Consider the following 14,727-nt stretch of genomic DNA (forward strand, 5'->3'; position numbering starts at 1 on the left):
GGGTGGCCGCCGGGCATCCCGTCATGAAAGTCATGACGATCTGTCGGCTCTCCCAGGTTCGGCTGGATCCGGTTGTTGCCATCACTGACACATCATCGGAACCGGTACGAGCTTCACGACACGTCTGCGCCGACCCTGTGGGCTATGGCAGAACATTCAACGGAAAGCGATCCACGCAATGAGTAAACTGAGCGCTGTTCATCATCCTGTTGCTTCAACCGGCTGGACTGGTTGGGTCAGTTTCGCCGGAATCATTCTGATAATCAACGGCGTTTTCATCGGCCTTCAAGGCCTCGTCGCGCTGACCGGGCCCGATACCTACTATCTGTCGACCCCGCGCGCCCTGTTCATCTTCGATGCGAAGGGGTGGGGCTGGTGGAATGTGGCTCTCGGCGTGCTCCTGATCCTCACCGCCGTCGGGCTTTTCTCCGGTGCAGCGTGGGCCCGAATCGTCGCTGTGGTCGTGGCTGGCCTCAGCGCGGTCGTTCAACTGATGCTCGTTCCGGCGCAGCCATGGTGGTCCTTGATCGTGATCGCCATCGACGTGCTGATCATCTTCGCGGTCATCGCCCACGGCGAGGAGCTACGGGCCGAAAAAACGCCGCCGACCGTCAATTCCTAAGGGGCCGTCATGACCGACGACATGATTCCGCCCGCGGCACCTCGGGGTGTGACCGCTGAACATGCCCGGCTGGCTGAGGCCATGGGTGCCGCGGAGGACGTCTTGTTCGAGGCGAATCCCTGGTACGAATGGGGGCCTTACCTGTCGGAGCGGGCCTGGGGCACGGTGCGGGAGGACTACAGCGACAGTGGTGACGCGTGGGAGTATTTTCCGCATGACCAGGCCCGGTCCCGTGCGTTCCGGTGGAACGAGGACGGCATGGCTGGGCTGTCCGATATTCATCACGACCTGTGCCTGGGGTTGGCGTTGTGGAACGGGGCCGATCCGATCCTGAAGGAGCGGATGTTCGGGCTGACCGGTCCGCAGGGCAACCACGGGGAGGACGTCAAGGAATACTGGTGGTACCCGGATGCGTTGCCCAGCCATGCATGGCTGCGGTGGCGGTATCACTATCCGCAGGCAGCGTTTCCCTATCAGCGGCTGGTCGAGGAGAACGCCCGCCGCTCCCGGGACGAACCCGAGTTCGAGTTGATGGACACCGGTGTGTTCGACGGCGGCCGGTACTGGTCGGTGGATGTCGCGTACGCGAAGGCATCACCTACCGAGGTACTTGCCCGGATCACCCTCGAAAACCATTCATCCGAGGAAGCGGTGCTTTCGGTATTGCCTACCATGTGGTTCCGCAACACGTGGCGGGTCAACGGCGGTAGCGCGCCGTCGCTGTTCCTGGACGGGGACGGGATCGCGGTCGAGCACCCACGGCTGTCCGGCTACCGGCTCGATGCCGCTCCCACCACGGAGGGCGTCCGGCCGCAGGCGTTGTTCTGTGACAACGAGACGAACACGGCCCGCCTGTTCGGGGCGGCTCCGGTCACCGCCTATCCGAAGGACGGCATCAACGACCACGTGGTCTCCGGCGCGGAGACCGTGAATCCGCAACATCGGGGCACCAAGGCAGCCTGGTGGTACCAGGTGGCCGTGCCGGCCGGAGGCCGGGTCGAGTTGCGGCTGAGGCTGCACCGGCCGGTCCCGGACCGGGCCACACCCCGCGCCGGCTGGTCCGATGCCTACTTTGATGACGTCATGGCAGCCCGGGAGCGGGACGCTGACGAGTTCTATGCGGCCATAGCCCCCGCTGAGATCGATGCCGGGCCGATGCAGGTGATGCGCCAGTCCTGCGCGGGGCTGATCTGGAGCAAACAGATGTACCCGTATCGGGTGAACCGGTGGTTGGATGGCGACCCCGGCCAACCGGCGCCGCCGGCCGGGCACCGTAACGGCCGGAACACGGGGTGGCGGCACCTGGACTCCTTCGACGTGCTGGCCATGCCCGACCCGTGGGAGTACCCGTGGTTCGCGGCCTGGGATCTGGCGTTTCACGCCGTCACCTGGGCACACCTGGACCCCGCGTTCGCCAAATACCAGCTGTTGGTGCTCCTTCGGGAATGGTTCCAGCATCCCAACGGTGCGCTCCCGTCCTATGAGTGGAGCTTCGACGATGTCAATCCGCCCGTCCATGCGCTGGCCGCCATCCGGGTCTTCGTCATCGACGGCGGCACCGACCTACACTTCCTAAAACGGGTGTTCAACAAGCTGCTGCTGAATTTCACCTGGTGGCTCAACCGGCAGGACCCCGACGGGAACAACCTGTTCGGCGGCGGCTTTTTAGGCTTGGACAACATCAGCCCCATCGACCGCTCGCACCTCCCACCCGGCTTCAAACTGGACCAGGCCGACGGCACCGCGTGGATGGCGTACTACTCGGTGGCTATGCTCACCCTGGCCACCAAACTCGCCGAACATGACGACGTCTATGAGGACATGGTCGTGAAATTCCTGGAACAGACCGTGCTGATCATGGACGCGCTGGAGGACTCAGGCTGCTATGACACCGAGGACGGTTTCTTCTACGACCGGCTCACCGATCCTTCCGGGACCAGCTTTCCAATCAAGGTGCAGACCCTCGTCGGGTTGATCCCTGCGCTGCCCGCGGTCGCGCTCCCCACCCAGGACACGGACCGGAACCGCCGGCTGCGGAAGCGGTTCGCCAGCCGGTTGGAACAGACCGACCGGCACGAGATTCTCGATTGGCAGGTCCGTGGCAGCGGGGATTCGCGGCGGACGCTGCTGTCAGTCCTCCCGATGGACAAACTCGTCCGGCTGTTCGGCACCCTGTTCGACGAGGAGGCATTCCTGTCTCCCCACGGACTGCGATCGCTCTCCAAACGGCACAACACCCCCTACACCGTCCCGGGGCTGCCTACCGCTGCCATCCAGTACGAGCCCGCCGAATCGCGGACGGCGATGTACGGCGGCAATTCCAACTGGCGGGGACCGGTGTGGCTGCCGGTGAACTATCTCGTCATCCGGGCCCTGCTGCAGTACGACCAGTTCTTCGGGCCAGACTTCACCATCGAATACCCCACCCGGTCCGGTCACCACCTGACCCTGCGAGAGATTGCCAGTGACCTCGCCGACCGGCTGGTGAGCATCTGGCTCCCCGGCCCGGACGGACGCAGGCCCGTCTATGGTGGCGTCGACTTGCTGCAGAACGATCCCGCGTGGAAAGAGAACCTGCTCTTCTACGAGTACTTCCACGGCGACAACGGGGCCGGACTCGGCGCCATGCACCAGACCGGGTGGACCGCCGTGGTCGCGGACCTCATCCTGGACCCGCCTCACCACAGCCACCGGATGGTGTTCGGGGACAACCCGGCGCCCGCCACCACGACAGGACCACCGGAAACGGAGCTGTGAACCGATGCCGAACAACACTGAGGGACAAAGCCGTTTCCGGGGAGCCATGAGGGGCGACGGCACGATGACGGACGGGATGGTAGTGCCGGTCCGAGCACCGGGCCTGACGCCACCGGTGGCCCACCCCTATATCTACGAGATCAACACCTGGGCATGGCTCGCATCAATCAGCGCCGAAGAAAACAAACCCATCGATCTGGGCTCCGTCCCGAAACGGCACTGGGACGAGATTGCCGGACTGGGCTTCGATTCGGTCTGGCTGATGGGCGTCTGGCGTCGCAGCCCCGCCGGAATCGCGATCGCACTGAAAAACCCTGCCCTGCGGGCCGACTTCCAGGCAGCTCTTCCCGACTGGCGTGCCGAGGACGTCGTCGGGTCGCCATACTGTGTCAGGGACTATGTGGTCGACGACCGCCTGGGTGGCCCTGCCGGGCTTTCCGCAGCCCGGGAGGCGCTGGCGGTGCGCGGCGTCCGGCTGATCCTGGACTTCGTGCCCAACCATGTCGCCCCGGATCATCCGTGGACCACGGAGACACCTGAGCTCTTCGTGCAGGGGACCGCGGCGGACCTGGACAAAGATCCGGCGTCCTTCGTCGAGGTGGGCGGCCGGGTGCTCGCCAACGGGCGGGACCCCTACTTCCCGGCGTGGCCGGATGTCGTTCAGCTCAACGCCTTCGACCCCGCCCTGCGATCGGCGGCGGTGGAGACCGTCAGATCGATCGCCGATCAGTGCGACGGGGTGCGTTGCGACATGGCGATGCTGGTCATGAACGACGTGTTCGCCCGGACCTGGGGCGCCCGGGTCGGGCCCGCACCGGGCACAGAGTACTGGCCAACAGTGATCACCGCCGTCCGTGAAACCCACCCCGGTTTCGTATTCATCGCCGAAGCCTATTGGGATCTTGAGTGGTCCCTCATGCAGCAGGGCTTCGACTACTGCTACGACAAGCGTTTGTATGACCGCCTTCTCCGCGGTACTGCCGAGGAGGTGCGGCTGCACCTGCTGGCAGAGCCCGCATATCAGAACGCGCTCGTCCGGTTCGTGGAGAATCACGACGAGCCACGGGCCGCGGCTGCGTTCATAGCCGGCCGTGCAGAGGCGGCGGCGGTGACGGCACTGACCCAGACCGGGGCACGGCTGATTCACCACGGCCAGCTGTCGGGGCGGCGGGTACGCCTTCCGGTGTTCCTCGGCCGCTTCCCCACCGAGCCGGCCGATGACCAGCTGGCGGATTTCTACCGCCGGCTCGTGGCGGCTGTCGCCGACCCGACTTATCGGGACGGGCACTGGCAATTGTGTGAACGGTCGGGATGGCCGGGGGACAACAGCTTCGAAAATCTCGTCGCCTGGAGCTGGGACGGTGCCACCCGGTGGCTGATCGTGGTGAATCTGAGCGATGCGCCCGCAACCGGTCAGGTGAGAGCACCGTGGCCGGATCTGCGTGGTCACCGGTGGCAGCTGACCGACCCGACCCGGGATATGAGTTTCGAGCGCGCCGGTGACGATCTGGTCGAGGGGCTGTTCGTCGGGCTGGACGCATGGCAATGGCATCTGCTCCGGCTCGACCGCTCGCCATGACCCCACGCCATGACCCCACGCCATAGTCGGCACCCGAGGAATCCGTTGACAACGTCATTGAGATTCCTGCGTTACTGCTCTGACCGCGCTACTGTTGTGATCGCGCTACTGCTGTTCGAGGATCCGCCGCGCGTCCTGCTGGGCCTGGAGCTCGTCCTGGCTCAGCGCGTGTCCGGTCAGGTACCCGGCGGCGGCCCTGATCCGGCGCAGTTCCGCGACCGTGCGCGGCGTGCTCACGCCGTGATGGGCCATGGCATGGCAGTTGGCGCAGAGCGGCACGAGGTCCGTGACCGGGTCCAGCTCATAGTGGCTGCCCAGCTGGGACATCGGGACAAGGTGGTGGACCGGGATGAAGTCCTTGCCGATCTCCCCGTAGGCAATTTCAAACGAGAACCCGCACACGGCGCAGCTGGTCCCGTGATGGGCAATGCAGGCCCGCCGCGCGTCCGGGCTGTGCTCATACCGGTTCACCTCGACGCGGCTGACCGCTGCGGCCGGGACGGTCCCGGGCAGGGGCTGCGTGGGGTCGGCCCCCGGCCGCGGACCGAATTCGTCCCAGAGCCCGCGGAGCACGGGCTCGACGGACGGGTCCATGGCCAGACCGGAGCCGTGCACGGCGTCCCAGTCGATGCCGGGCAGGGCCTCCTTGAGGACGCCGGGCGGGATCTGGTCCCCGGCGGGCAGGAGGGCATCGAAGGCCACGCGCACGTAGCGCCGGGTGCCGGCCATCCGGGATCCGGCCCGCGCGCCGGTCCCGGCCTCGGATTCCTGAAGGCGGGGCGCCGGCCGCTCCGAGACGATGACGCCGTGCCCGATCAGGCCGCGTCCATGGCGGCCCTGAAGCACGAGCCACGCCTCCGTGCCGGAACCGGCGAACCCGCCCTCGGCCCCGGCTTCGCCGCTGCCCAAGTCGGCCTCCCCGCTGCCCGCGCCGGCCTCCGCGCCCCCGTTGCCGACCTCCCAGCTGGCCAGGTGCCAGCCGGTTTCGGCAACCTCGTCCAGGACCGCCGGGTAGGTCCACTCGTTCCACTCGTCCGGGTTCCAGACGAGGATGATGGCTGTCATCTGCCTATTGTCCCAGTGACTCTTGCCGGAGTGTCACAGAGTTTGTCGCAGAGCTTTTCGCAGAGTTTGTCACAGAGCTTTTCACAGAGTTTGTCACGGAGCCGGACGCGTGGCGGGCCGGACGGCCGGCGGCAGCCTGGACGGGCCCTGAGGGCGCGGCCTGGCACGTGGCGTTGAGAGTGTCCTCCGCGATGGCCTGCATTTCCTGCAGGATGCGCGGGGCGCCGGACTGGAGCGGTTCCGGCGGGAATGCCACCGCCATGGTGAGCTGCCGGGTTCCGTCGGCGCTGGTCATGGCGATGGTGCCGTAGCCGGGGACGTCGCCGGGATGGCCATAGTAGAAGTCGTTCGTGCAGAGGTCGTTCCAGCGGACCACGCCGAGGCCGTACCTGGCGTAGAGCGGGCTCTGCATCTGCGTGATCGTATCGGCCTTGAGCAGCCGGTCCTGCAGCAGGGCACGGTAGAAGGTGTTCACGTCCGCCACGGAGGACACCATGCCGCCGGCGGCGTTGTCGATCTGGGCCGCCGGATACGTGACATCGAGCTGCCTGCGGTCCAGCGTGATGTAGCCGTGGACCATGGACGACGGCGGAGGCCCGGCCGCCGTCATCGAGGTCCCGGTCAGCCCGAGCGGCTCGATGATGTCGGTGCGGATCACCTCGCCGATCGGCCGTCCGCGCAGGCGTTCGACGATCAGCGCCAGGGCAATGTAGTTCGAGTTAGAGTACTCAAAGCCCTGGGCCAGCTTCGCCTGCCACGAGATCCGGCCGGCCATGGCCAGCAGGTCGGCCAGGCTGACTTTGGTGGTCAGGGCCTGCTGCACGGTGGCGGGATCGTACAGCGGCCCGTCAACGGACGGCATCCCGGAGCGGTGCTGCAAGAGTTGGCGGACGGTGACGGGTCCCGGAGCGTGGGTGACCCGGTCGAAGTCCGGCAGATAGGCGCTGACCGGCGTGTCCAGCTGGATCCGGCCCTCCTCGGCCAGCTTCAGCACGCAGACCGCCACCATGGATTTGGTGATGCCGCCGACGTGGACAGGATCCGTTGCCTCGGCCCGGGAGCCGCCGTCCAGGTTCCGGACACCGTACGCCGCGGACCATTCGTCCCCGCCTACCCGGACCTGGATGAGCACGGCGGGGGCGCCGTCGTCGAGCATCCTCCTGCTGAACTCTTCGAGCACCGCCCGGTAGCCGGAATCGGGCGGGAGCGGCTGGGCCGGCGTTGCCGGCCTGGGACTGCACCCGCCCACGGCCGCGGTGAGCACGACGGCGGCGACCGCGGCCGTGAGCCGGCGGGGTGAAGGGCGAATCCAGGCCACCGACATGACGGTCCTTCTTGCAGGTCGGGTTTGCACTCGGGGTCGGAGGATGCCCTGGCCGGGCAGAGTCCTGACCCTTGTGATGCTCCTCAGGCCGCCCGCCGGCGACTAGAGCCATAAGTCACAGGGTCAGCCGGCGGCCCCTGCCGTTGCCGGTGCAGCCGTTGCCGCCGCCACCACTGGGTGGTCGCGGTGCAGGTTCCCGAGGACCGAGGCGCCAAGCGGTGACCCCAGCTCCTCGAAGAACTCCGCGTTGGCCCGGACGTAGTCGGCCCATTCGTCCGGGACGTCGTCCGCGTAGTAGATGGCCTCGACCGGGCACACGGGATCGCAGGCGCCGCAGTCCACACACTCGGACGGGTGGATGTAGAGCGAGCGTTCGCCTTCATAGATGCAGTCCACCGGGCATTCCTCGATGCACGCCTTGTCCTTCACATCCACGCAGGGCTGCGCGATCACGTACGTCATGGCAGGCTACACACCCGTGTAGACGGTCTTGCCCCACGTGAAGAAGTCCAGCGCGGACTTCCCCTGCTCGCGGAACGTGTTGGTGGAGGAGTCCTTGACGCCGCCGAACGGCACATTCAGGTCCAGGCCCGCCGTCGGACGGTTGACCTTGATGACGCCGGCCTGGGCTCGGGCGGCGAAGTCGGTGGCGAGCGCCAGGGAGTCGGTGCAGATGCCGGCGGTGAGGCCGTAGCGGGAATCGTTGATCGCGGCGAGTCCCGCCTCGTAGTCCGGGACCTCGAGGACGGCCACCACGGGGCCGAAGATCTCTTCCGTCACGGCGGCGTCGTCGAAGGGCAGGTCCGTGAGGATGGCGGCCGGGAACAGGAAGCCGGCGTCCGCGCCGCCGTCGTACGCCCCGTGGAGCAGGGTGGCGCCGCGTTCGACGGCGGTACGCACCGCCGCCTGGTTCTGTTCGAACTGCTGGCGGCTCACGACGGCACCCATGGCGGCGCCGCCCGAGCCGTCACGGCCGAGGCCGTCGCCGGGGGTGTAGGCGGCGGCTTCCTCGGTGAGGGCGGCGAGGAAGTCCTCGCGGACGCCGGGGGTGACGTAGACGCGGGAGGTCGCGGTGCAGGCCTGGCCGGTGAGCCCGAACGCGCCGGCGGCGACCACCTTGGCGGCCTTGCGGGGATCGGCGTCGTCCAGGACCAGGACGCCGTTCTTGCCGCCCATTTCGAGCTGGACCCGGGCGCGGCGGGCGTTCAGGATCTCCTGCAGTCCCAGGCCCACGCTGGTGGAGCCGGTGAAGGACAGCCCGGCGATGCGCGGGTCGCGGGCCAGGGCGTCGCCCACCACGCGGCCCTTGCCGTGGACCACGTTGAACACGCCGGCGGGCAGCCCGGCGTCCTGCAGGGCGCGGGCCAGGTGCGTGGCGGAGAGCGGGGTGAGCTCGGCCGGCTTGATGACCACGGCGTTGCCGCTAATCAGCGCCGGGGCGGACTTCCACGCCGGGATGGCGATGGGGAAGTTCCACGGCGTGATGAGGCCGACGACGCCGAGCGGCTCGCGCCGGGTGGTGATGGTGGTGTCCGGCAGGCCGCTGGGCAGCACCTCGCCGGTGGCGGCCCAGCCGAGCGAGCCGAAGAAGCGCAGCACGTCGGAGGCGCGCTTGACCTCGCCCTTGGCCTCGGCGAAGGTCTTGCCCTCCTCGCGGACGAGGTCACCGGCGATCGCGGCCTGGCGTTCCAGCAGGAGGTCGCCGGCGGCCATGAGGATGGCGCCGCGGGCGGGGGCGGGCAGGGCGGCCCAGGCCGGCTGGGCGGCGGTGGCGGCGCTGATGGCGGCGTCGACGTCGGCCGCGGTGCCGCTGGGGGAGAGGGCTGCGAGTTCGCCGGGGCGGGCGGGGTTCATGCGTCCGGTGTCCGCCTGGCCGAGCCATGCGCCGTTGATGAGGTGCCGGGCGGTGATGAGGTCCCGCTCGGTGGGGGTCTCGGTTGCAGTGGAGAGGTCTGTTGCCGTGGAAGTCATGGGGTTCCTTCGGGTGATTCGGGAAAGGGCGGGAGGTCTGGTGGCGGGCGGCTAGAGGCTGCGGATCAGGCCGCCGTCGCACCGCAGGGCCACGCCGGTGATGTAGGAGGCCGGGGCGCTGCAGAGGAACGCGGCGGCGGCGCCGAATTCCTCGGGTTCGCCGTAGCGGCGGGCGGGGATGGTCTTGCGGGACTCGAGCTGGATTTCCTCGGGTGTGGTGCCGCGGCGCTTGGCGGCGGCGTGGTCGAGTTCCGCCACCCGGTCCGTGGCGATGCGGCCGGGCAGGAGCATGTTGACCGTGACGGCGTCGAGGGCGACCTCGGCGGCGAGGGTCTTGAGGTAGCCGGCCAACGCGGCGCGGCCGGTGTTGGACACGGCCAGGTTGGGCAGCGGTGCCACGACGCCGCTCGAGCCGACGGCCAGGATCCGTCCCCAGCGCCGTTCCCGCATGCCCGGCAGGATGTGCGAGACCAGGGCGTGGTGCGGTTTGACGAGCTGTTCGAAGGCGGCGGCGATGTCGTCGGCGCCGAGGGTGGCGGCCGCGCCGGGTTTGGGCCCGGGACCGTTGAGGACCAGGATGTCGATGGGGCCCAGTTCCGCCACGGTCTGTTCGACGGCGGCGGCCACCCCTTCGGCGGTGCTGAGGTCCGCTTCGACGGCGATGGCGCCCGGCCCGTAGGCCTCCGTCAGTTCGGCGACGATTTCCTTGGCGCGGACCTGGCGCCGTCCGGTAATGGCCACGCGTGCCCCTTCGGCGGCGAGGGCGCGGGCAATGGCCAGGCCGAGTCCGCCGGTGGAGGCCGCCACGAAGGCGGTTTTTCCGCTGATTCCGAGATCCATCAGTTCCTCCCCGCCGTCGTGAGGGCCGGCGTCGTTGCCGCACCGGATTCCAGGGCCTGTGCCGCCTCGGCGAGGTGGGCCAGCAGGGCCGGCCGGAGGACCTCCGGGAACGGCGACGCCGGAGTCCGGACACCGGCGTCGGCGATCAGTCCGCGTTGGCGCAGGCATTCCTTGCGGACCGCCAGGGCGATCCGTGCCTGCTGCTCGAAGTTGATCAGCGGCAGGTAGGGCAGCAGGGCATCGCGGGCGGCCTCGTAGCCATCGGACTGCCATGCCCGGACGCAGGCGATGAGCGCCTCGGGGTAGGAGAAGCCGGTCATGGCCCCGGCGGCGCCGGCCAGGAGCTCGTCCAGCAGCCCCTGTCCGCCGAGGCCGCCGAACACGGAGACGTCGAGGGCTGCGGTCAGCTGTCCGATCGCCACGGACGTGGGCGGCGCCTCGGCCTTGACCGCGGTGACGAAGCTGCAGGCCTGCACCACGGTGATCAGGGACTGGGCGGTGATGCTGACGCCGCTGGCGAGCGGGTAGTCCTGCAGGACCACCTTGGCGCCGGTGGCGCGGTGGATGGCGTCCAGATGGCGGATCACCGTGTCCGCCCGGGGCGAGTTGGCCTGGACCATAACGGCGGCCAGGCGCTCGCCGGCGACGGCCTGGGCGGCGAGGACTTCCTCGATGGCCGGCCGGGTGGCCAGCGCCGTCACGCCCACTACCAGCGGCAGTTCGGTGCATTCGACGGCGGTTTCCAGCACGTGCGCGCGTTCCCCGGAGGTGAGCGCGGCGGCTTCGCCGAACACGCCCAGGACGGTCAGGCCGGTGGCGCCGATGGCCTCGTAGCGTTCCACGAGCCCGGCCAGGCTGTCCAGGTCCACGTCCAGGCTGCTGCCTTGGAATGGTGTGGCGACGACGCCCCACACTCCGGGTGTCAGTGACTCCCGCATCGGATTCTCCTTCATTCGTTGTCCCAAAGTGGCTGCTGCTCCCATGGCTGCGTCCCTGATGTCTGCATTCCTGGCGTCTGCATTCCTGATGTCTGCATTTCTGGCGGCCGCATCCTCACCGGCTGCATCCCTAATGTCCGGGCCAGACCGGCGGGCGCTTCTCCCGGAAGGCGCGCACGCCCTCGGCCGAGTCCGCGCTGTCCAGCGCGGCCATGAGGGCCGGGAGCCGGAGCCCGCGGGCCTCGGTGGCGGTCAGGTGCGCGGTCCGGGTGACCATCTGCTTGACGGCCCGGACGGAGGTGGGGGCACAGGCGAGGATCGCGTCCAGCCAGCGCTGCACCGCGGCGTCGAGCTCCTCCGCGGGGACCACCTCGTTGACCAGGCCCATCGACTGCATTTCCGCCGCCTCGGCCTTCCGCCCGGTCAGGAGCATGCCCATCGCCTGGGTGTACGGGATCCGGCGCACCAGCTGGTGGATGCCGCCGTCGAGCGCCAGACGCCCCACGCGCGGTTCCGTCAGCCCGAACCGGGCGCTGTCCGCGGCGACCACAATGTCCGCGCCCAGCACGATTTCCATGCCGCCGCCGAGCGCGTAGCCGTTGACCTTGGCGATCACGGGAACGTCCAGCGTGGTGCGCAGGCTGAGCCCGCCGAAGCCGTTGGGATCCAGCCCGGCCCAGTACTGCAGGCCGGTCTTGTCCACGGCGGCGGCGGACATGTCCGCCCCGACGCAGAAGGCGCGGGTCCCGGCGCCGGTGATGACCACCGCGCGGACGTCGGGATCGGCCTCGAGCTGGTCCCAGATCTCGTTGAGCCGGGCCTGGGCGCGGCCGTCGACGGCGTTGAGGACGTGCTGGCGGTCGATGACCACCGTGGCGACGTGGTTCTCGACGGTCAGGGTCACTTCGTCCACTGGAACGGAGGCGGTCTTCGCCGCTTCTGTCACGGCGCTCACCGGAGCACTCCCAGCTGTTGCAGGCGCTCGATGGCCTCGGCGTCGAACCCGTTCTCCAGCAGGACCTCGACGTTGTGTTCGCCGAGCCGCGGGGCCACCCGGCGGATGCTGGGCGGTGTCGCGGAGAGCCGGATGGGGGCGTTGAGCATTTTCACGGTGCCGACGCCGGGGTGTTCGGCCTCGACGATCATGCCGTTGGCGTGCGTTTGCGCGTCGGCGAGGGTCTGTTCCAGGGTGTGCACGGGGGCGTTGAGCAGTCCCTTGTCCTCCAGCTGGCCGGTCCAGTACTCGGTGGTGTTGGTGGCGATGCGCTCGCGGAAGATCGCCTGCAGTGCCGGCTTGTGCCTGAACTGCTCCTCGAGGGTGGCGAACTCGGGACGCTGCGTGAGGTCCTCGTCCAGGCCGAGGGCCTCGGAGATGCGGGCCAGCGGGTCCGGGGTGAAGCCGCCCACCATGCAGACGGCGCCGTCGGTGGTTTCAAAGACGCCGCTCAGCGGCATGGCGCCCCAGTTGACCTCGTAGCCGCGGTTGAGCTGCATGCACGCCTCCTGCATCTGCAGGTGCAGCATGGAGTCGTACATGGTCACCTCCACCTTCTGCCCCACACCGGCGGATTCCCGGGTGCGCAGTGCCAGCAGGATGCCCTGCATGAGGTGCATGCCGGTGATGTAGTCGCAGAGCGTGGTGGGGTAGATGGAGGGCTTCATGTCCTCCGACTCGCGCCGCCACATCACACCGGAGTAGGCCTGCGCGATCGCGTCCTGGCCGCCCTTGTGGGAGTACGGGCCCACCGGGCCGAAGCCCGTGCCGGAGGCCCAGATGATGCCCGGGTTCTCCGCTTTGAGGTCCTCGTAGCCGAAGCCCATCCGCTCCATGACGCCGGAGCGGAAGTTGCTGACCACCACGTCGGCGTCGGCCAGCAGCCGGCGGAGCACGTCCTTGCCCTCGCCGGTGCGGGTGTCCACGGAGATGCTGCGCTTGTTCCGGTTGATGGACAGGAAGATCGGGTTGTCCTGGCCGTCCTTGTCCGGGAACGAGTTGCGGGAGATGTCCCCGGCGCCCGGGCGCTCCACCTTGATGATGTCCGCGCCGTAGTCGCCCAGCAGCTGGGTGCAGGACGGGCCCATGAACACCTGGGTGAAGTCGACGATCTTGATGCCGTCCAGCGGCAGCGGGGTGCCGGCAGATTCAGGTGCGGGCGCCGCCGTCGTGCCGGTTGTTGTGCCTGACAGCAGGTCCTCGATGACGGTGCTCATGCCCCCACCACCGCGTCCACGTCAACGGTGGCGTTCGACGACGGGACGTCGCCCGGGTCCGCGCCGTGCCGGCGCATGCCCTGCTGGATGTCCAGGGCGGAGACGTCGCGGACCAGGGTGCCGTTCTGGATGGCCAGCGCGGCGGCGACGCCGACGGCCTGGCCCATGGCCATGCAGGGCGGGATTTCGCGGGACATCTTCTGCGCCTCGGGGGTGGCGGAGTAGTGGCGGCCGGCAACGAGCAGCTGGTCCACTTCCTTGGGCAGCAGCGAGCGGTACGGGTAGTAGTAGTCGCGGCCGCGGGCCACGGTGTCGGCGAAGTGCCGGCGCTGCGTGACGTCGTCCTTGGTCATGACGTACTCGCCCTCGAGCAGGCGGGTCTGCCGGACGCCCATCTGGGACGCGACGTCGAGCATGTAGCAGTTCTCGAAGCCGGGCAGGTTGGCGCGGACGTAGTCCACGGCCTCGGTGATCCGGTCCCGGGCGGCGAACTCGGCGGCGGTCATGTCCGCCGGGTCCACGCCGTCGAAACCGGTCATGTGGGGCGCGTTGCACCAGACGACGCCGTCGATGGGGGTCTTGAGCCACCACAGTTCCCAGGCGCCGCCGAGGAGGCGCTTGATCTTGCGGTTGATGGCGCGGGCTTCCTTCGGGTTGGCCTGTTCGAAGGCTTCGGCGGCGTTGGTGTCCACGTTGCCGAGGCGGAAGACGAGGGTGGTGAGGTAGCTGTCCTTGATGTAGCTGGCGCCGGCCCGGGAGGCGACGTCGATGTCGCCGGTGGTGTCGATGACAATGTCGGCCATGAAGGCCTGCGGGCCGGACTTGGTCTCGCAGATGACGCCCTTCATGACGCCGTTGTCCACGATCGGACGGGAGAACCAGGAGTGCAGGCGGAGGTTGACGCCGGCCTCGCGGACGAGGTCGTTGGAGACGCGCTTCCAGCCGTCCGGGTCGAAGGCGGCGGCGTAGCAGACCGGCTTGGGGGTGGTGTGGGAGTGGAAGTCGAAGGTGCCGTAGCGGCCCCACTTGTTCCACAGTTCCTCGGAGGTCTTGCGGTCATCGGCCGGCGGGACGATGGCCAGGCCCAGCTTCTGGAGCCGTTCGACGTACTCGGAGACGATGCCCGTGACCGTGATTTCCTGGCCGTTGATCATGTCATCGAGCACCAGGACCATGCCGCCGGAGGCGAGGCCGCCGAGGGAGGAATAGCGCTCCAGCAAGGTGACGGCTGCGCCGGAGCGGGCCGCGGTGACGGCGGCGGCGACGCCGGCGGGGCCGCCGCCAACCACGAGGACGTCGGAGCGGGAGATGACGGGGGCGGTGAGGTCCGCCGTCGTGGTGCTGAGTTCCAGCGAGTTCAGGGAGGTCATGGGGGGATCCTTACTTTCCGGCATGGAAGTGCCGTCGGAACGGCGGCCGG

General features: G+C 68.6%; 12 protein-coding genes. 3 read left to right on the forward strand and 9 right to left on the reverse strand.

Annotation, left to right across the window (positions count from 1 at the left end; genetic code table 11):
* Window positions 1–178 precede the first annotated feature (178 nt).
* From LDO15_RS05430 to LDO15_RS05440, 3 genes are read left to right on the forward strand one after another with little or no spacing between them, the layout of a single operon-like run.
* Complete coding sequence (locus LDO15_RS05430; RefSeq protein WP_223984795.1) at window positions 179–622, forward strand: hypothetical protein; 444 nt, start codon at window positions 179–181, stop codon at window positions 620–622.
* A gap of 9 nt (window positions 623–631) precedes the next feature.
* Complete coding sequence (locus LDO15_RS05435; RefSeq protein ID WP_223984797.1) at window positions 632–3,379, forward strand: glucosidase; 2,748 nt, start codon at window positions 632–634, stop codon at window positions 3,377–3,379.
* 4 nt (window positions 3,380–3,383) lie between these two features.
* Entirely contained in the window at window positions 3,384–4,958 is a 1,575-nt protein-coding gene (locus tag LDO15_RS05440; protein ID WP_223984799.1) for an alpha-amylase family glycosyl hydrolase, read from the forward strand.
* A gap of 105 nt (window positions 4,959–5,063) precedes the next feature.
* Here LDO15_RS05440 and LDO15_RS05445 read toward each other — a convergent pair whose 3' ends face one another.
* From LDO15_RS05445 to LDO15_RS05485, 9 genes are all read right to left on the reverse strand, one after another.
* Window positions 5,064–6,023 carry an HNH endonuclease gene (locus LDO15_RS05445; RefSeq protein WP_223984802.1) on the reverse strand — a complete coding sequence of 320 codons (960 nt, stop codon included), beginning with the start codon at window positions 6,021–6,023 and terminating at the stop codon, window positions 5,064–5,066.
* Window positions 6,024–6,027: 4 nt separating this feature from the next.
* On the reverse strand, window positions 6,028–7,347 hold the full coding sequence (locus LDO15_RS05450; RefSeq protein WP_223984805.1) for a serine hydrolase domain-containing protein: 1,320 nt from the start codon (window positions 7,345–7,347) through the stop codon (window positions 6,028–6,030).
* Window positions 7,348–7,470: 123 nt separating this feature from the next.
* Window positions 7,471–7,809, reverse strand: coding sequence for a ferredoxin (gene fdxA / locus LDO15_RS05455; protein WP_223984808.1), 339 nt, complete (start codon window positions 7,807–7,809; stop codon window positions 7,471–7,473).
* Window positions 7,810–7,815: 6 nt separating this feature from the next.
* Window positions 7,816–9,318, reverse strand: a complete 1,503-nt coding sequence (locus LDO15_RS05460) for an aldehyde dehydrogenase family protein (protein ID WP_223984811.1) — start codon at window positions 9,316–9,318, stop codon at window positions 7,816–7,818.
* Window positions 9,319–9,369: 51 nt separating this feature from the next.
* Entirely contained in the window at window positions 9,370–10,158 is a 789-nt protein-coding gene (locus LDO15_RS05465) for an SDR family oxidoreductase (RefSeq protein ID WP_223984814.1), read from the reverse strand.
* Window positions 10,158–11,096 carry a dihydrodipicolinate synthase family protein gene (locus LDO15_RS05470; protein WP_223984818.1) on the reverse strand — a complete coding sequence of 313 codons (939 nt, stop codon included), beginning with the start codon at window positions 11,094–11,096 and terminating at the stop codon, window positions 10,158–10,160. The genes LDO15_RS05465 and LDO15_RS05470 overlap by 1 nt, the downstream gene beginning before the upstream one ends.
* Before the next feature lie 130 nt (window positions 11,097–11,226).
* Window positions 11,227–12,051: an enoyl-CoA hydratase-related protein gene (locus tag LDO15_RS05475; protein ID WP_223984821.1), complete on the reverse strand. Its 825-nt coding sequence runs from the start codon at window positions 12,049–12,051 to the stop codon at window positions 11,227–11,229.
* A complete protein-coding gene (locus LDO15_RS05480) occupies window positions 12,048–13,307 on the reverse strand; it encodes a CoA transferase (RefSeq protein WP_223984822.1) in 1,260 nt (419 codons plus the stop codon). Before LDO15_RS05480 ends, LDO15_RS05475 begins: the two co-directional genes overlap by 4 nt.
* Window positions 13,304–14,677 carry an FAD-dependent oxidoreductase gene (locus LDO15_RS05485; RefSeq protein WP_223984823.1) on the reverse strand — a complete coding sequence of 458 codons (1,374 nt, stop codon included), beginning with the start codon at window positions 14,675–14,677 and terminating at the stop codon, window positions 13,304–13,306. Before LDO15_RS05485 ends, LDO15_RS05480 begins: the two co-directional genes overlap by 4 nt.
* Window positions 14,678–14,727: the final 50 nt, after the last annotated feature.

The sequence above is a fragment of the Arthrobacter sp. NicSoilB8 genome, assembly GCF_019977355.1.
Taxonomy (GTDB): Bacteria; Actinomycetota; Actinomycetes; order Actinomycetales; family Micrococcaceae; genus Arthrobacter.